The following is a 17100-nucleotide window of genomic DNA, read 5'->3' as shown; positions in this document are numbered from 1 at the left end:
CTCCGGAAATCAGGCGACAACCGCAACCGGGCGGGACTTGCCCGGCTGCGGGATCAGTTGGATGTCGATGCCGTAGAGATGGCTGAGCCGGTCGCGGGTCAGCATCTCGTCCGGCGTGCCGTCGAACACCAGCTCGCCGCCCTTGAGGGCCAGGATGCGATCGGCGTAGCGGGCGGCCAGGTTGACGTCGTGCAGGATCGCCACCACGCCGCGGCCGGTGTCCTGGTTGAGCTGGCGCAGCAGCCCCATGGATTCGTACTGGTGCGAGAGGTCCAGCGCCGAGGTGGGTTCGTCCAGCAGCAGCAGCGGCGATTGCTGGGCCAGCAGCATGGCGATCCAGGCCCGCTGGCGTTCGCCGCCGGACAGCTGGTCGGTGAGCTGGTCGGCGTAACGGGTTACGTCGGTCTGGGTCATGGCGTCGTCGATAGCGCGGGCGTCTTCCGCGCGCCAGCGACCGAACAGGCCGCGCCAGGGAAAGCGTCCCAGAGCCACCAGCTCGCGCACGTTCAATCCCGCCACTTCCGGCAGGCGCTGGGGCAGGAAGGCAATCTCCCGGGCCAGGGCACGCTGGGAGAACTGATCCATGGGCTGGCCATTGAGGCGGATATGACCGGCGTCCGGGGTCATCTGCCGGGCCAGCAGGTTCATCAGCGTGGATTTACCGGAACCGTTGTGGCCGAGGATGACGGTGAATTCGTGACCGGAAACGGACAGCTCCGGCAGGGACAGGATGTCGCGACCATCGCGGTTAACCCGGATCCCGGCTAGGTCAAGCATTGTGGCTCAGCTCTTCTTTCATGCGGGCGAAACGGACGTCGTCCTTCTGCTTGGGGCAGGTGGCGCACAGGTCGCCATCGTGCCGGCGGTAATGCATGCAGCAGCCCTTGCGGTCCAGCGCCAGCGGCGTGCGACCGTCCGGTAACGGCAGCGGCATCAGGGCACTCTGGCCTTCCAGATCCATTGCGCGCAGCCAGATCCAGGCCAGTTTCAGTTGCCGCTGCTGGTCAATATCGGGACGGATCTCGTGCAGGCGGCTGATCGCGGCCAGCACGCTGTCGGCCACCAGGCGCATGGCGCTCAGCGGCTTGAGCAGGGTGATCTCGCGCAACTCGGCCAGCAGGGTGTCGCACAGCTCACGCAGGGTGCGGGCGCCAACCTCGACCAGGTGATCCTCGGCGCCGGCGTACCAGGCGTCCTCGGGCAGGTCATAGCCGGCCACGAAGCCGTGGCCCAGCTTCTGGCGCATCTGCAGCAGGGGCGGCACCACGCCGGCACCGTGCACTCCGAGCACCGTCAGGAACACCGGCTGCCAGACCAGAAGACTCCAGGTCCGGACCGACCAATAGGGCATGCCGGCTTCCGGGTGAGCGTTCTGCAGGGTGTCGTACAGGCGCTGGATGACGGCGCTGTTGTCCTGCTCGGCACAGATGCACTGCTCGTCGGATATCACCGTACCCCCGGCCAGGGCCGGATAGACGCGGGCCGTGAGGGCGTAGAAATGATCCAGTGGTGTCGTGCGGTGCGCCAGTGACATGAACCGTGAACCCCTTGCGGAGTGGAGCCGCTACCGGCTTCGGCCGGAGTGCGATCAGGATAATCAGGAGTTTACCCAGCCGCAAAACACAACGCAAATGCAAATTGATATCATTTGGCAGCGCAATCGCCCGTGGCCGCCGCAGTTGCCTTGCCTCAGCGGCTCATCTAGAATGCGCGCATCTCCAGGGGAGTAGTCTCCGCGAAGGCAAGGCCTTCCGGGTGGCGGTCAACAAACTTGAGGCACATCCTCATGGCCGCTGCGTCCCGCCCAAAGGGATTGACGAGACCTGGGATAACGTGACCTCCGTTGGGGCGGAAGGTCGAGTTATCCCTGTGTTCTCGGAAAATCCGCCCCTACGGAGTATTCATGGACGCTTTCCTCGCCTCGACACTGGCCGTGGCCATCGCCGAAATCGGTGACAAGACCCAACTGCTGTCGCTGTTCCTGATCTGCCGCTACAGCAAACGTCTGCCGATTATCATGGGCATCGTAGTGGCCACCCTGTTGAACCATGCCCTGTCGGCGCTGCTCGGTGCCTGGCTGGCGAAGGTCATACCGGCCGACTGGCTTCCCTGGATCCTGGCCGCCAGCTTCATTGCCATCGCCCTGTGGCTATTGATCCCGGACAAGGACGACAGCGAGGACGCCGGCCTGCTGCGTTTCGGCGCCTTCACCGCCACCACGCTGATGTTCTTTATCGCCGAGATTGGCGACAAGACCCAGATCGCCACCGTGGTGCTGGCCGCCCGCTACGACGCCACCTCGCTGGTTATCCTCGGCACGACCGTCGGCATGCTGCTGGCCAACGTGCCGGTCATCGTCGCCGGCAAGTGGCTGATGGACCGCCTGCCACTGGCCACCGCGCGCCTGGTGGCCTGCGGCCTGTTCATCCTGCTGGGGATCATCACCCTGTGGACCGCCCTCAACGGCAGCGCCGGGGCCCTGCTGAATTACTGAACCGTCATCCGGAAACACACGTTTGCAACACTCGTGACGGAGAAAGCGACGCGTGACTGTGGAATAATGGCCTCTTTGTGGCCGTCGCGGGGCCTTCCGGTCGACTCGACCGATGACCCGCAACCGGTTTATCCGAAGGCAGTGCAGGCCGGCGCCCCGACAGGGACTGTGTTGGCCCCCGGGCCTGCCCGATGGTTTAATAACACGGACGTCCGTCCCAAGGATATTCAGTGATGCATTTTCTCAGACAGGGCCTGATCGCGGCTTCGATCCTGCTGATGAGCTCCGTCGCCCTGGCGGATCAGCCGATCATGCCGATCAAGGGCGACCTCATCGGTCAGCTGGAAACCATGACCACCCGCTATGAGGACACCTTCGCCGACATCGGCACCCGCACCAGCATCGGCTACCTGGAGCTGGTCCATGCCAACCCCGGCGTTGACCCCTGGCTGCCCGGTGACGGCACGCACATCACCCTGCCCGAGCAGCACGTCCTGCCGGATGCGCCACGCGAAGGCATTGTCATCAACCTGGCGGAATTCCGGCTCTATTACTACACCGACGGCGGCGTTCGCAGCTACCCGGTGGGCGTGGGCACCGAACAGAACCCGTCGCCGCTGACCGAGGCGTCCGTCACCATGCGCCTGGAATCGCCCGCCTGGTATCCGCCGGAAAGCGTGCGCGCCGAATACGCCGCCGATGGTGAGGAACTGCCGCGCATGATCCCGCCCGGCCCGGAGAATCCGCTGGGCCCTTACGCTCTCAAGTTGAGCGCCAAGGGCTACCTGATCCACGGCACCAACAAGAAGTTCGGCATCGGCATGCAGGTCAGCCACGGCTGCGTGCGCATGTACAACCAGGACATCTCCGACCTGGTGTACCAGGTGCCCAAGGGCACGCCGGTGCGCTTCGTCAAGCAGCCGGTCAAGGTGGGCATGAGCGGCAACGAAGTCTGGCTGGAAATCCATCGGCCCAAGGAAGAGATGGATGACGCCACCCGCGACCAGCTGTGGAAACAGGTGATGGCCCGGATGGACGCCCTCATGGAGCAGCATCCGGGCATTGAGTTCCAGCGCCAGGCGGTGGAGCTGGCCATCGACCAGGCGGACGGCATTCCCCGCCTGGTGGGCGAACAGGTGCACCAGATGGCCAAGGCCCACGCCGAAGGCGAAGACGCCGCCGAGTCGCTCTGATCCCTGCCGGCGCTCGCCCCTGAGCGCCGATCACGCCAGCGCCTGCCGCCTTCGGCACGGCGTTCCCCGGGGCACCGGCCGGTGCCCGCCATGCCTCACGCAACCACGCCCCTGGACTGGCCCTGAACGCGATTCGGGTTCATGATGAAAGGGTTAGCGGACGTGCTGCGATTCATCCGGATGTTCCTTCCGGGTGCTTCTTCCGGTGATAGAAACCTGCGCGACGTCCGTATGCATTCGGGACAAGCCGATTGACCACCCGTCTGCGTGACAGGAGTGTGGCCCATGACGTGGATCCGCCAACACAGACCCCGCAAGCTGGTGCCCGGCATCAGCCTGTTGCTGATCATCCTGGGCATGACCATCGCCCTGGCCGACGCCGCTGACGAATCCGCCGACGCCGGCGGCACCGCCGTGGTGCTGACCATCGACGGCGCCATCGGCCCGGCCACCCTTGACTATGTGGAGCGCGGCCTGGATCACGCCCGCGACAGCAACGCTCGCCTGGTGGTTATTACCATGGACACCCCCGGCGGGCTGATGTCGTCCATGCGCAGCCTGATCAAGTCGATTCTGGCCTCGCCGATCCCGGTGGCCACCTACGTTTCTCCGCCGGGCGCCCGCGCCGCCAGTGCCGGCACCTACATTCTCTACGGCAGCCACGTCGCCGCCATGGCGCCGGCCACTCACCTGGGTTCGGCCACGCCGGTGCAGCTTGGCGGCGTCCCCGGACAATCCGAGGAGCAGGACGCGCCATCCAGCCCATCCGGCGAGGACACCGACCAGACCGAGCAGGAATCGGCGCCGTCCGGCGACGGCAGCGCCATGGAGCGCAAGGTGCTGGAGGACGCCGTGGCCTACATCCGCGGCCTCGCCGACCGCCACGGGCGCAACGCCGACTGGGCCGAGCGGGCGGTGCGCGAGGCGATCAACCTCAACGCCGAGGACGCCCTGGCGCAGAACGTGATCGATATCGTCGCCGAGGACGTGCCCGACCTGCTGAACCAGATGAATGGCCGCAGCGTGGTGATGAGCGGCGGCGAACGCACCCTCAACACCGCCAACCTGACCCTGGAGCGCATCGATCCGGACTGGCGCACGCGGCTGCTGTCGGTGCTCACCGATCCCAACGTGGCCTATTTCCTGATGATAATCGGCTTCTACGGCATCATCTTCGAGCTGGCTAATCCGGGCAGTCTGGTGCCGGGCGTGATCGGCGCCATCTGTCTGCTGCTGGCGCTGTTTGCCTTCCAGGTGCTGTCGGTGAATTACGCGGGACTGGCGCTGATTCTTCTGGGGCTGGCGTTCATCGTCGCCGAGGCCTTCATGCCCAGCTTCGGCATATTGGGGCTGGGCGGGCTGATCGCCTTTGTGGTGGGGTCGGTGATCCTGATGGACGGCACCAACCAGGCGATCTCGTTACCGGTGATTGGCGGCACCGCCGCGGTGGCCGGTGGTTTCCTGCTGTGGGTGGTGACCCGTTTCGTCGGGCTGCGCCGGCGCCAAGTGGTCAGCGGCGTGGAACAGATGGAAGGTGAACAGGGTGTGGCGCTGGACAGTTTCGCCCGGGACGACGATCTTTACAGAGGCCATGTGCGCCTCAACGGGGAGCGCTGGAACGCCACCAGCCCCTCCGAGATCCACAAGGACGAGCCGGTCCGCGTGACCCGGATCGACGGCCTCACCGCCCGGGTCGAACGCGGCGATGAACCGGACGATTCAAACCACTGACACGCGAGATGAACACCGTTCAAGACGGGGAGGAAGGTTATGCTGGGTAGTCTGATACCGTATATCGCGCCAACCGTTCTGATTCTACTGATCCTGGGCGCCGCCATCCGCATCATTCCGGAGTACGAGCGCGGCGTGGTGTTCTTCCTGGGGCGCTTTCAAGGCGTCAAGGGACCGGGGCTGATCATCGTGATTCCCGGCATCCAGCAACTGATCCGGGTGGATCTGCGGGTGATCACGCTGGACGTGCCCAGCCAGGACGTCATCTCCAAGGACAACGTCACGGTCAAGGTTAACGCGGTGCTGTATTTCCGGGTGGTGGATCCGGAGAAAGCCATCATCCGGGTGGAAAACTACGGTACCGCCACCAGCCAGCTGGCGCAGACCACGCTGCGGTCGGTGATGGGCAAGCACGATCTCGATGAGATGCTGACCGAGCGGGATAAGATCAACGCGGACATCCAGGAGATCATCGATACCCAGACCGAGGAATGGGGCATCAAGGTCGCCAACGTGGAGATCAAGCACGTGGATCTGGACGAGTCGATGATTCGCGCCATTGCGCGTCAGGCGGAAGCCGAGCGGGAACGCCGGGCCAAGGTGATCCACGCCGAGGGCGAGCTGCAGGCTTCGGAGAAACTGGTCGAGGCGGCCAACGTCATGTCACGCAATTCCGCGGCGCTGCAGTTGCGCTATCTGCAGACCCTGTCCGACATGAGCACCAACAACAGCTCCACCATCGTGTTCCCACTACCGATGGACATCATGGAAAGCTTTGGCAAGCGCGGCAAACCGTCGAACGACGACACGCCCAACTGAGCCACACCTTTCCGGCAGACACAAAAAAGGCCGGCAGTGCCGGCCCTTTTGTGCATCGTCGGAGCGTCTTACTTCATGCTCGACTTCTGCAGCATACGCTTGGCGCGCTCGTTTGCTTCTTCAGCAGACTCTTGCGCTTCCATGGCGGCGGCCATGGCTTCTTCTGCTTTCTCGTAGGCAGCGTTAGCGCGGCTCTGAGCGGAGTTCGCGGTGCTCAGTGCGTTGCTGGCAGTCTGCTCTGCAGAGTTGGCAGTTGCTGCGGCGTCATCAATTGCTTGCTGGTTGCTGGCACAGCCAGCAGTCAGAGCGGTGGCCAGTGCAAAACCTGCGATCATCAACTTACGCATTCTCATTACCCCTTATTGGTGGTTATTGCTTCCTATGACTGCAGAAGTCTATGGAACGAACTCCCTGTCTGTTCCGCAGTGATGGACAAACCGACGTCCAGTTCGCCATTAGCAGTGTAGAACACCGCCTTACGAATAGAGAACTATAGATCAGGATCTTACGTTAGCCAATTACCGGTTCGTAACACGTACGTTAAAGTGACGCGTCAGGGGAGGATACGGATTGGTGTGCCGTCCGGGACCAGCTTCCAGATCTGGTCCATGGCCTCGTTGCTGACCGCGATGCAGCCGTCGGTCCAGTCGAGGCCGGCGTAGGCAAACGCCATGTCGCCGACATCGTTGGGCAGGCCGTGGATCATGATCTGGCCGCCGGGGTCGAGGCCCCAGGCCGAAGCCAGCTCGCGGTCACGGTCGTTGGGGTAGGAGATGTGGATGGACTTGTAGTACTGGCTGCCGGGGTTGCGCCAGTCCAGGGTGTACTCGCCTTCGGGGGTGCGCTCGTCGCCCTCGAACAGCTTGTGCCCTTCCGGATTGTCGCCCAGGGAAATGCGGTAGGAGTGGACGGGCTGGCCGTCGGCCATCAGATCCAGGCGACGCTTGGCCTTGTGCACCACAACCCGATCCACACGCAGGGCCTGCTGCTGACCGGGCATGGTTTCAGGATAGGCCGCCGGCGCCATCGCCAGATTACCGGCGGCGGCAGACACCGTCGGCAGGCACAATAAACTCCACAGCGCAGCAAACGCCAAACGTCGGAAAAGCATAGAAAACCAGTAGATTGCTGAAAGTTAATGCCCCTTATATAGCACAGCCTCCGGGGCCATTCGACTTCCAATCGTTACGCTGCGATGTGTGCAGGTTTCAATCTGCGACCCGTTGTCGCTATCGCCGACACATTCCCGCCGTCGCCCGTCTATTCCCCGGAAGCAGACACAACGCTATCACGCAGGCGGCGCTCCCAACAGGTCGCGTCCAGCGGCCGGTCCGCAATCAGCTCGATCCGGGCCATGGTCTGCTCGCGGATCGGATAGGTCGCCAGGTCGCCTTCCTGGCCGTTGACTGCCTGCCAGCCGGACGGGGTGCGTACCACGGCCTTGACCCGTCGCAGATCGGCGTTCCCCAGCGCGCGGTAGAGCCTGTCGGTCTGGAACAACGTGGCAGCCGGCAGCGCCCAGCCCAGACTGGCATAGCCCTGGCCCCGGTTTTCCCGGCGCACCCACTGCCCCGAGGCGACCGAGAACGCCAGGTCGTCGAAGGTCGGTAACGCCTCCTTGATCATGGCGTCGTGGGCATGGGGATCGGCAAACGTCGCCGTCCCGCCTGGCCCGTCGAGCCAGCCCAGCGGCAACTGACCCTGCCTGATCGTCCCGAGTCGCTGCTTGGCCGGCTGCTGCGCTTGCGACCAGGCCCAGAAACCGGCCAGCTGGTCGTCGCTGCACAGGTCGGCCTTGCTGGCCACCAGCACGTCGGCGGCCGCCACCTGGTCGCGGAAATTGATGTTGTCACACACTCGCGCTTCCTCAAGGCGGCGCGGATCCACCAGCGTCACCGAAGCGCGGAGATCCAGCACGTCCCGATAGAACTCGCCACGCAGGGTCGACAGCACCCGCGCCGGATGCCCCAGCCCGGTGGGTTCGATCAACAGGCGGTCGGGGCGCGCTTCCCGGATCAGCATGTTCAGCCCCATCTGCATGGGCAGGCCGGCGGCACAACACATGCAACCGCCCGGTACCTCGCGCACGAACGCCCCGCTGTCGCGCAGCAGGGCGCCGTCGATGCCGACTTCGCCAAATTCGTTGACCAGAACGGCCCAGCGCTCGTCCGCCGGCTTCTGCGTCAGCAGATGGCGGATAGCGGTGGTCTTACCGGCGCCGAGAAAACCGAGGATCAGGTGGGTGGGAATCGCCATGGCACAACCTAAATACGTTATAACGTAACCATATTATCACGATGCCCGTGGGCGGAACGACGCCACACCGGCGCGGGGATCAGAAACCCGGTGTGGTTTTGTGGCCGTCGTCGACCTTCAGGCCCACCTGGGTAACGCGATCGGCCTCGGTGGCCCGCGCCACCAGCGTGACCGGGCCCAGTCTGACCTGGTCGCCCACCACCGGATGGCCCTTGGTGCGACGTGCGAAGCAGTCCGCCAGGGACAGGTCCGGTGGCAGCTCGTCGAACTCGATGCCGTAGACCTGCTCCACATCCCCGAGCAGCGCGTCGCCGTTGAGCACGAAGTCGCCGAAGAAGGCCCGCTCCATCAGGTAACGCGGCGGCTCCCGCCCGCTGAGGGTCTGGCCCAACTGGGTGAGGCTGTCGGACAGGGCGAACACCGCCAGCACGTCACCCTGGCGCACTTCGGTATCGGGCGCCGGCGACAGGCACTGGCGCTCACGGAAGATGCCGGCCACCGCGGCGCGTTCAGGCAACTGGAGCCGGCGCAGCGGGCGCGGATCGGCCCAGCGGTCGCCGCGCAAGGGGAACAGCATCAGCTCGTGATCACCGGCCGCCGGTACGTCCAGCGGCAGGCGCCGGTAGGGTTCCTCCGGCGCCGGGACCTCCAGCCGCAGCCAGCGCGCCGCACGGGCCAGGGAGCTGCCCTGGACCAACAGGGACACCAGCACCACGAAGAAGGCGATGTTGAAGATCAGGGGCGCCTCGGGCAGGCCCGCCATCATCGGGAACAACGCCAGCACGATGGGCACCGCGCCGCGCAACCCGACCCAACTGATGAAGGTCAGCTCACGGCGATTGAAGCTGAACGGCCAGAGAGTGGCGAACACCGCCAGCGGCCGCGCCAGCAGGATCAGGACCAGCGACAGCACCAGGGCGCCACCGGCCAGCGGCATGAGCTGGCTGGGATTCACCAGCAGCCCGAGGATCAGGAACAGGCTCATCTGCGCCAGCCAGGCCAGGCCGTCGTGCACCTGCAGGATCATCGGCATCATCCGCACCGAGCGATTGCCCAGCACCACACCGGCCAGGTAGATGGCCAGGAAACCGCTGCCCGAGAGCAGGTTCGTCACCGAGAACAAGACGATCCCTGCGGCTACCACAAGGAGCGGATAGAGCGCCGGCATCAGGCGCACCCAGTTGACCAGCCAGACCATCAGGCGGCCGCCGACCAGCCCCATGACCGCGCCAATACCGAACTGTTCGATCAACAGCCAGAAGCTGCCCATCAGCCCGGACTCCTCCCGGGTCAGTAGCGCCAGCAGGGCCAGGGTGAGGAAGATCGCCATGGGATCGTTGCTACCCGACTCGATTTCCAGGGTCGCGCCCACCCGCTCGTTCAGGTGCAGACCGCGCCCCTGCAGCAGCGAAAACACCGCGGCGGCGTCGGTGGAGGAGATGATGGCGCCCATCAGCAGCGCCGCCAGCCAGGGCAAGCCGAACAGCCAGTGCGCCGCCACCGCGGCGATACCGGCGGTCAGCAAGACGCCAACCGAGGCCAGCAGCAGGGCGGGCTTGAGGCCCACGCGGAAGGTTTCGGCCCGGGTGCGCATCCCGCCGTCCAGCAGGATCACCGCCAGGGCCAGGTTGCCAACCACGAAGGTCAGCTCGAAATCGTCGAAGCGGATCCCCCCGGGCCCGTCTTCCCCCATCAACATCCCGACGCCGAGGAAGATGAGAAGAACGGGCATGCCCAGCCGGCTGGACAGGGGGCTCAGAAGGATGCTGATCACCAGCATCAGGGCGCCAATCAGGGTGAGGGTCGGGTCCATGCTATCTCCATCCAATCCCCGGCATCATATCAGGTCCGGCTTCTCAGAATGAACGGAGGATCGTCGCAGTACCTAGAGCGCGGACTCGTAGGGGGATGACATCACCTGGTCGCGACCGTTGGCCTTGGCCAGATAGAGCAGCTCGTCGAGACGCTTGAAGGCCTGCGCCATGGGCTCATCGAGTTCGACCTCCACCACCCCGAAACTGGCGGTCACACGTCCCGGGAAGGGCATGGCACGCTGGCGTAGCTGGTCCCGCAGCAACTCCGCCAGGCGCCGCGCACCGTCCAGCTCGGTGTTTTCGCACAGCACCAGGAACTCCTCGCCGCCCAGCCGGTACACCACATCGGTGGAACGCACCTCGCTGCGCAGCAGGCGCCCCAGGGACACCAGCACCTCGTCGCCGACATCGTGCCCATGGGCATCGTTGACGGTCTTGAAGTGGTCGATATCCAGCAGGATCATCGAGAAGGCCTCCTCCTGGCGCCGATAGCGCGCCATCTCGCGCTTCCAGTAGCTCTCCAGATGGCGCCGGTTGAACGCGCCGGTCAGCGGATCGATGGTCGCCTGTTCGCGCAGCTGGAACTCCAGCTTCTTGATCTCGGAGATGTCGGAGATGTAGCCATGCCAGACGGTGCCGCCGTCCGGCGTTCGCCGGGGCGTGGATTCGCCCCGCAGCCAGCGCTCGCCGTAGGACGGCAGCCTGACACGGAACTCCGAGACCCAGGGCACCAGCTGTTTGGCGGATTTGCGGATCGAGGCGTCGACCTCCTCGATATCCGCCGGGTGGATGCGGGCCAGCGCCTTGCGGGCATCCCGGTTGGCTTCTTCCGGCGAGATCTCGAAAACCCGCCGCACGCCGTCGCTGATGTAGGGGAAGCAGCTGGTGTCGTCCGGCCGCACCAGGAACTGGTAGATCACACCGGGCACGTTGGCGGTCAGGTCCTGCAGCAGGCGATCGTTCTGTTCCAGGGCATCCACCGCCCGCAGGTAGTCGGTCATGTCGGTGGCGATCGCCAGGTAGCCCCGGGCTTCGCCCTCGCCGTCGCGGATCTTGGACAGGGTCAACTGCACCTTGCGGCGCTCGCCGTTCTTGCACACGAACGTCCAGCGCTCCGAGGCGAAATGCCCCTGTTCGATGCCCGCCTTGAGCACCTCGAACCCGTGCACCGTCCGCCCGGCCTGGGCCGACAGCCAGTGCCCCCAGGCCTCCAGTTCGTCGTGATCGTAAAACAGCGTGGGGCAGACCTTGTCCACCACGTCCTCGGCGCGGTAGCCCAGCAGTGCCTCGGCGCCGCGGTTGAACAGGGTGACCGTGCCCTCCTGGCTGGCGGTGATGATGGCCACACTCTCCGCTGACGCCAGCAGGCCCGACAGGAAAGCGTTGGTTTCGCGCAGCTCCAGTTCGGTCTGCTTGACGTGGCTGATGTCCGAGTGGGTGCCGATGATCCGCGCGGGCTGGCCCGGTGCGGCCCATTCGATGACCTTGCCGCGATCCAGAATCCATTTGTAGCTGCCATCCTTGCAGCGCAGCCGGTGCACGTTTTCGTAATAGGGCACCTTACCCTCGATGTGTTCCATCAGGTCGTGTCGGCAGGCGGCCACGTCGTCCGGATGAATCAGTTCCACCCACTCATCGGGCCCCGAGCCAATCTCGTCACGGGTGTACCCCAACATGGATTTCCAGCCGTCGGAGAAGAACACTTCGCGCTTGGCGATGTCATAGTCCCACACCCCGTCCCCCGAGCCTTCCAGCGCGAACTGCCAGCGCGCCTCCAGCTCGGAAAGCGCATCCAGCGCACCGCGCAACTCCACGGTACGACGCTCCACGCTGGCCTCCGCCTGACGTCGGCGATACAACGCGGTGCCCAGCAGGGCAGCGACCAGTACGGTCCCGGTGATCCCGGTCAGCAACACCACGATCGCCGTGGGTCGCGGCTGCCAGGCATCGATGCGCTCCGGCACCGCGGTCACTGCCATGGCGCCGTCCGCCAGCGCCAGAGTGTCGGTGTAGGACAGCCCGGCGATCATCGGTCCGGCGCTTCCAGAAGCCGGATCCGCATCGCCGCGGAAGCTCAGGATCATGCCGGGGCGATCCTGATGCACCGTGGACAGCCACTGAACCAAGTCGCTTAGCCGGAACCCCATGGTGACGAAACCGCGCAGGGTGCCGAAATGACGGTCGGTGACGCCGCGCCCGGCGTCCTCATGGAAGACCGGCGCGACAACCAGCACGCCGGAGGCATCGCCTGGGTCGTCCAGGTTGCGAATGCCGCTGATCAGCACCGGCACACCGCCGACCATGGCCCGCTCGTAGGCACGCACCCGGTCCTCGAGGTAAGCGGTGTCCACCCCGACCAGGTTGGCCTCGGGGACGCTACTCTCCTGGTAGCTGACCGGAAAGTGCCGGGGCGGCTTGGCGACCTGGCTGGCCAGCAGCGCGGCCGGACGGCGCAGGTGGTAGCGGAAGTGATAGTAGTAGTCCATGCGTTCGAGGTAGGCGTCGAGCCGATCGGCAGAAACGCTCTCGATCCAGGCCACGGTCATGGGAATACGGTCGGACAGGCGGGCCAGCGAGCTGAATTCGCTGCGGGTGAGCTCGGACTCCAGGGAAATGAAGCGGCGCAGGGCGTCCAGTTCCAGCATCTGCCCCTGAATCAGCTCCTCGACCAGCAGGATGCGCGAGCGCGCTTCCTGCTCGAAACGGGAATGCACGACCTCACGCTCGGCATCCGCCGTGCGCTGGGCCACAAATATCGTAAGCGCCGTCCCGATGATGAAAACGAACAGGACCGGCCATCCCTGGACCATCGCGCGACGAAAAGCTGGACGCGAACCTGTGGTCAATGCCTATTCCCGGGTGGTCAGAACATCATTTGCATAGTAGCACAGCGCCGCTGTGCCGAAGCCTTGCCTGACAGGAATTGACAATCTATATTGGCACCGGACGCGCGGGTGTAGCTCAATGGTAGAGCAGAGGCTTCCCAAGCCTACGACGAGGGTTCGATTCCCTTCACCCGCTCCAGCTTATCCCGCATCATGCTTACTGCCACGACACTTGGCCACCCCGGCCTGACAGGATTGCATGCAAATTGCTGCTCCTGACTATTCGGCTCGATGGCTCTCAAATCGTTTGCGCTTCCGCCTCCTGAGACCCAAAAAAGGCCTGTCCGGGCCAGCCTTCATTTGGTGCATTAATCAGTACACTGATCTTATTTGAGACATCGAACAGACACATCTCCCATTCATAGCGTTATAGATAACCTGCATTTTTAATTATAAAAATCAAAGATATAAATAAAAAAGAATTCAAATTTAAGCGACTGGCACAGCTTGTGTATGCAAAGTGTCTAAACACACAAATGCAAGCGTAAAGACGCCATGACGCATATCCCTGAAAACAGGTACCGTCGGTTTGATACTCTTCGACTCGAAGGGGTAGTCCCGTTGGGCGAGGTAGTTCCCGACGTCCATGCCCGCTCGCTGTTACATGCTGGACCGCCCTATGCGGAAGGCCCTTTACCCGCACCGGTCCACAACGCGGCCATCAACGCCGTTCTTTTCGAGCGTCTTGCAGACAATGCAAAAGACGCCGCGGCCATGCTCGAACGAGGGAATTTCAGGCTGAGTCCCGCCCAGGACTTCGGTGTCACCACACCGCTGGCCCAGGTGGTTTCGGCGTCGATGCCCGTATTCGTTATTGGCGATGGCGACCGTCACGTCTACGCCCCCCTCGTTGAGGGTGCACCTCCAGCCCTACGTTTCGGCTCGCCTGACTCACAGTGCGTGGGTAACCTTCGACTGCATGCGCGTTTCGCTGCCATGGAGCTGAATGATTCGCTGGCCAAACATCCCGTTCCACTCGCAAGCGTCATTGAATACGCCCTGGCCAACGGCAACGACTGCCATACCCTGACTGACCAGGCCAACCATGCGTTGCTGAGCCACCTGAGCGGTCTGTCCCAAAGTTATCGCACGCTGCTGGAAAAGAGCCCGGGCTTCGTTCTACCGGTGCTGATGGGCGCCTGCGGCTGGCTTTTGCGTTACGGCAAGAGCGCTATCGCCGCGGGTGGCGGCAATGGCCGGGAGTTCGGACTGCGCCTGAAAAGCCAACGCCATTGGCTCACGACAGTCGCCGAACCGCCAACGGGCCCAAGGTTCCCCGCTCAGGTTGGCAAGACTGCCCTTGGGGCAATCGGCGACAGCGCTGTCATCGACCTATGCGGCCTCGGTGGCCAGGCCCTCAACTGCGCGCCCTCTCTGGTGAGCGAATGGCGGGACCTGCTCCCTGATGACTGGGAAAGCCGTCACGCTACCGTGCTTGATGCAGACACCGGAATTGTCAGCCCCGCAGAGGTGGTTCGCCACCAAACACCGCCCATCATCAACCTCGCCCTGGTCGGAGCTGATCAGGAAGGCGGCATACTCGGTAAAGGCTTTTACCAGCCGCCACTGACCCTCTTCCAGCAGTTGACGGAAAGGATGGCCCAATGACGATCCATGCCTTTCAACGTCACCGAAACCCTGGAGCGCCCCCGATTTTTCCCGTTCTGCGAGCTTACTTCCGAGGAAAGTTCCGGGCGGCTTGGTGATCGAATGTTTCCCGGTCTCAGGCTGGCCGGGGAAAACCAACAACAACCACGTTTGAGAAAGCGCCAACCAACGCATCGTAAAACACGAGAGGAACGACCCATGTTAAGTACAAAGCGCTTACTGGCCTCGCTGCTGGTCGGTACCCTGGCATCCACCTCAGCATTTGCGGCCGATCCCATCAAGATAGGGGTCTCACAGCCATTGACCGGTTCTGTGGCTGCATCGGGCAACTACGTAACGAACGGCGCGAAGATTGCGGCGGCCAAAATCAACGAAGACGGCGGTCTGCTGGGTCGCGAGGTGGAACTGATCATCGAGGACAATAAGTCCAACCCGCGAGAGGCGGTCAACGCCGCCGAGAAGCTGATCCTGCGGGATAAAGTGCCCGTCATCATGGGTGCCTGGAGTTCCACGTTCACCCTCGCCACCATGCCCAAACTGGAAGAGTACGGCGTGCCGATGGTGGTCGAGACCTCCTCATCGAGCAAGATCACCAAAGCGGGTAACCCCTGGGTGTTCCGGATCGCTCCCACATCCGAGATGGAGGCCCAGGCTTTCGCCAAGAAGCTGGCGACGTTCGATCCGCCGATCAGGAAGGTGGATTTCCTGTCCGTGAACAACGACTGGGGACTCGGCGCGTCCCAGGAGTTTGAGAAGATGTTCAAGGAGCACGGCATCGAAATCGGCCGCAAGGAGACGGTCGCTCCCTCTGCTGTCGACCTGTCTGCTCAACTCTCGGCTTTGAAGGATACCGGCAGTGACACGCTGATCGTGACCTCCGGTGTCGAGCAACTCACCCTCGGTATCCGTCAGGCGGCGGAACAGCAACTGCCGCAGCGTATCGTCACCACGGGCGGGTCATTCCCTGAACCCCTGCTTGAATCGCCGGGTCCGGACGGCTACACCAGCACCCATCTTCTGTTCTTCTCCCCCTGGACAGCGGAAAGCGCGGTCTATCCCGAGGTGGCAGAAGGCTTCGTCAAAGCCTGGAATGACGCCGGCTATTCATTCCCGGGGCTGAGCGAGGGGTTCCGTGGCTATGACGGCATCATGACGATTGCCGCCGCCATCGAGGATGCCGGCACCGCCGAACCGGAGGCGATCCGTGATGCGCTCTGGGGCGTCGATGTGAAGGGCGTCAATGGCGACATCAGCTTCTTCAAGGACGGCCCGGAAGGCAAGGAAAGTGGCCAGAACGAGCCCAACGTCTACGTCGTCCAGCTCAAGGACGGCGAAGTTTCCGCTCAGTAAGCCGTAAAAACCATGCACGCGGGTCCGTTCAGCGGGCCCGTGTGTGACCGCCAGAACCATCTCCGGGAGCGGGCAAGTGGACGAAATCTTTCAACATATCGTCAATGCCATGGTGCTGGGCTCGACCTATGCGCTGCTGGGCATTGGCCTGACGATTATCTTCGGCATCATGCGCGTGGTGAATTTCGCCCATGGTGAGCTGTACACCCTGGGGGCCTATGTCGCGTACGGCATGGTGGCCCTCCTTAAACTGGACTTCTTTTCCTCCATCCTGGTCGCCGCCGCCGTCGGGATGCTGGTAGGCGCACTCATCGAGTTCGTTTTCCTGAGACGCAAGGACCTCAAGAACATCGATGAAGTGATGCTCATCATGATCGGCATCATGATTGTCATGCAGAACCTGGAACTGCTGGCCTGGGGAGGCGTCGCCAAGATCATTCCCACGCCCTTCTCACAGGATCCGATTTCGTTCGGTTCGATCTCGATTGCGCCCACACGCCTTTTCGTCTTCGGGGTGGCTGCAGTCCTCCTGTTTATTTTCTACCTGGGCATCGAACGAACCCGCTTCGGCCTGGCCATCCGTGCGACATTCCAGGACCAGGATGCGGCGCGCATCGTCGGCGTGAACGTCAAGCGGATCTACACCCTGACCTTTGCCCTTGGCTCCGCCATGGCCGCCGTAGCCGGCGCGCTGCTGGCGCCCATGTTCGTCGCCACCCCGATGATGGGCGACCTGGCGAGCCTGAAGGCGTTTGCCATCGTCATCCTCGGTGGACTGGGCAATCTCGGCGGTGCAGCGCTGGGCGGCTTCCTGCTGGCGTTTATCGAGGAGTTCGGGGCCAGCTACATTTCCAGCGCCTACCGTGACGCGTTCGGCTTCCTGGTCATCATTATCGTCATGCTGTTCCGCCCCCAGGGGCTGTTCTCGGTCAAGGAAAGGGTGGGCTGAT

General features: G+C 63.5%; 14 protein-coding genes and 1 tRNA gene. 8 read left to right on the top strand and 7 right to left on the bottom strand.

Annotated features, from left to right (window positions below; genetic code table 11):
* Positions 1-9: 9 nt before the first annotated feature.
* Together GQB00_RS18000 and GQB00_RS17995 are read right to left on the bottom strand one after the other, a co-directional pair.
* Entirely contained in the window at positions 10-777 is a 768-nt protein-coding gene (locus tag GQB00_RS18000) for an ABC transporter ATP-binding protein (protein ID WP_165857313.1), read from the bottom strand.
* Positions 770-1534, bottom strand: a complete 765-nt coding sequence (locus tag GQB00_RS17995; protein ID WP_165857312.1) for a siderophore ferric iron reductase — start codon at positions 1532-1534, stop codon at positions 770-772. The genes GQB00_RS18000 and GQB00_RS17995 overlap by 8 nt, the downstream gene beginning before the upstream one ends.
* Before the next feature lie 369 nt (positions 1535-1903).
* On the opposite strand from GQB00_RS17995, the gene GQB00_RS17990 reads away from it, so the two are divergent.
* The 4 genes from GQB00_RS17990 to GQB00_RS17975 all read left to right on the top strand — a co-directional run bounded on the left by GQB00_RS17990 (position 1904) and on the right by GQB00_RS17975 (position 6237).
* Entirely contained in the window at positions 1904-2494 is a 591-nt protein-coding gene (locus tag GQB00_RS17990) for a TMEM165/GDT1 family protein (protein WP_111497111.1), read from the top strand.
* Between the two features lie 278 nt (positions 2495-2772).
* On the top strand, positions 2773-3687 hold the full coding sequence (locus GQB00_RS17985; RefSeq protein ID WP_228276928.1) for a L,D-transpeptidase family protein: 915 nt from the start codon (positions 2773-2775) through the stop codon (positions 3685-3687).
* Between the two features lie 285 nt (positions 3688-3972).
* Complete coding sequence (locus GQB00_RS17980; protein ID WP_165857310.1) at positions 3973-5418, top strand: NfeD family protein; 1446 nt, start codon at positions 3973-3975, stop codon at positions 5416-5418.
* 39 nt (positions 5419-5457) lie between these two features.
* Positions 5458-6237, top strand: coding sequence for a slipin family protein (locus GQB00_RS17975; RefSeq protein WP_111497114.1), 780 nt, complete (start codon positions 5458-5460; stop codon positions 6235-6237).
* Between the two features lie 68 nt (positions 6238-6305).
* Here GQB00_RS17975 and GQB00_RS17970 read toward each other — a convergent pair whose 3' ends face one another.
* The 5 genes from GQB00_RS17970 to GQB00_RS17950 all read right to left on the bottom strand — a co-directional run bounded on the left by GQB00_RS17970 (position 6306) and on the right by GQB00_RS17950 (position 13057).
* Positions 6306-6584, bottom strand: a complete 279-nt coding sequence (locus GQB00_RS17970; protein ID WP_111497115.1) for an Lpp/OprI family alanine-zipper lipoprotein — start codon at positions 6582-6584, stop codon at positions 6306-6308.
* Between the two features lie 206 nt (positions 6585-6790).
* Positions 6791-7348 (bottom strand): L,D-transpeptidase family protein, encoded by a 558-nt coding sequence (locus GQB00_RS17965; RefSeq protein WP_165857309.1) that lies wholly within the window; start codon positions 7346-7348, stop codon positions 6791-6793.
* A gap of 149 nt (positions 7349-7497) precedes the next feature.
* Positions 7498-8493, bottom strand: coding sequence for a CobW family GTP-binding protein (locus tag GQB00_RS17960; RefSeq protein WP_165857308.1), 996 nt, complete (start codon positions 8491-8493; stop codon positions 7498-7500).
* A gap of 79 nt (positions 8494-8572) precedes the next feature.
* Positions 8573-10306 (bottom strand): potassium/proton antiporter, encoded by a 1734-nt coding sequence (locus GQB00_RS17955; RefSeq protein ID WP_111497118.1) that lies wholly within the window; start codon positions 10304-10306, stop codon positions 8573-8575.
* 72 nt (positions 10307-10378) lie between these two features.
* Entirely contained in the window at positions 10379-13057 is a 2679-nt protein-coding gene (locus GQB00_RS17950; protein ID WP_165857307.1) for a diguanylate cyclase, read from the bottom strand.
* Positions 13058-13257: 200 nt separating this feature from the next.
* Between GQB00_RS17950 and GQB00_RS17945 the strand changes: the two genes are divergently transcribed.
* The 4 genes from GQB00_RS17945 to GQB00_RS17930 all read left to right on the top strand — a co-directional run bounded on the left by GQB00_RS17945 (position 13258) and on the right by GQB00_RS17930 (position 17099).
* Positions 13258-13331: transfer RNA gene (locus GQB00_RS17945), tRNA-Gly, on the top strand.
* A gap of 422 nt (positions 13332-13753) precedes the next feature.
* Complete coding sequence (locus GQB00_RS17940; RefSeq protein ID WP_165857306.1) at positions 13754-14800, top strand: DUF1116 domain-containing protein; 1047 nt, start codon at positions 13754-13756, stop codon at positions 14798-14800.
* Positions 14801-14806: 6 nt separating this feature from the next.
* Positions 14807-16150, top strand: coding sequence for an ABC transporter substrate-binding protein (locus tag GQB00_RS17935; RefSeq protein ID WP_228276895.1), 1344 nt, complete (start codon positions 14807-14809; stop codon positions 16148-16150).
* Positions 16151-16226: 76 nt separating this feature from the next.
* A complete protein-coding gene (locus GQB00_RS17930) occupies positions 16227-17099 on the top strand; it encodes a branched-chain amino acid ABC transporter permease (RefSeq protein ID WP_111497122.1) in 873 nt (290 codons plus the stop codon).
* Position 17100 lies beyond the last annotated feature (1 nt).

This window comes from Marinobacter sp. JSM 1782161, from assembly GCF_011421605.1.
GTDB classification, from domain to species: Bacteria; Pseudomonadota; Gammaproteobacteria; order Pseudomonadales; family Oleiphilaceae; genus Marinobacter_A; species Marinobacter_A bohaiensis.
Note: the sequence above shows the minus strand (reverse complement) of the source record. Positions and strands in the feature narration are given on the sequence as shown.

Bases quoted from the DNA above. Each gene is read 5' to 3' on its own strand.
- GQB00_RS17935 (WP_228276895.1), top strand. From the start codon at position 14,807: ATGCCTTTCAACGTCACCGAAACCCTGGAGCGCCCCCGATTTTTCCCG.
- GQB00_RS17970 (WP_111497115.1), bottom strand. From the start codon at position 6,584: ATGCGTAAGTTGATGATCGCAGGTTTTGCACTGGCCACCGCTCTGACT.
- GQB00_RS17975 (WP_111497114.1), top strand. From the start codon at position 5,458: ATGCTGGGTAGTCTGATACCGTATATCGCGCCAACCGTTCTGATTCTA.
- GQB00_RS17960 (WP_165857308.1), bottom strand. From the start codon at position 8,493: ATGGCGATTCCCACCCACCTGATCCTCGGTTTTCTCGGCGCCGGTAAG.
- GQB00_RS17980 (WP_165857310.1), top strand. From the start codon at position 3,973: ATGACGTGGATCCGCCAACACAGACCCCGCAAGCTGGTGCCCGGCATC.
- GQB00_RS17995 (WP_165857312.1), bottom strand. From the start codon at position 1,534: ATGTCACTGGCGCACCGCACGACACCACTGGATCATTTCTACGCCCTC.
- GQB00_RS17985 (WP_228276928.1), top strand. From the start codon at position 2,773: ATGAGCTCCGTCGCCCTGGCGGATCAGCCGATCATGCCGATCAAGGGC.
- GQB00_RS17965 (WP_165857309.1), bottom strand. From the start codon at position 7,348: ATGCTTTTCCGACGTTTGGCGTTTGCTGCGCTGTGGAGTTTATTGTGC.
- GQB00_RS18000 (WP_165857313.1), bottom strand. From the start codon at position 777: ATGCTTGACCTAGCCGGGATCCGGGTTAACCGCGATGGTCGCGACATC.
- GQB00_RS17955 (WP_111497118.1), bottom strand. From the start codon at position 10,306: ATGGACCCGACCCTCACCCTGATTGGCGCCCTGATGCTGGTGATCAGC.
- GQB00_RS17990 (WP_111497111.1), top strand. From the start codon at position 1,904: ATGGACGCTTTCCTCGCCTCGACACTGGCCGTGGCCATCGCCGAAATC.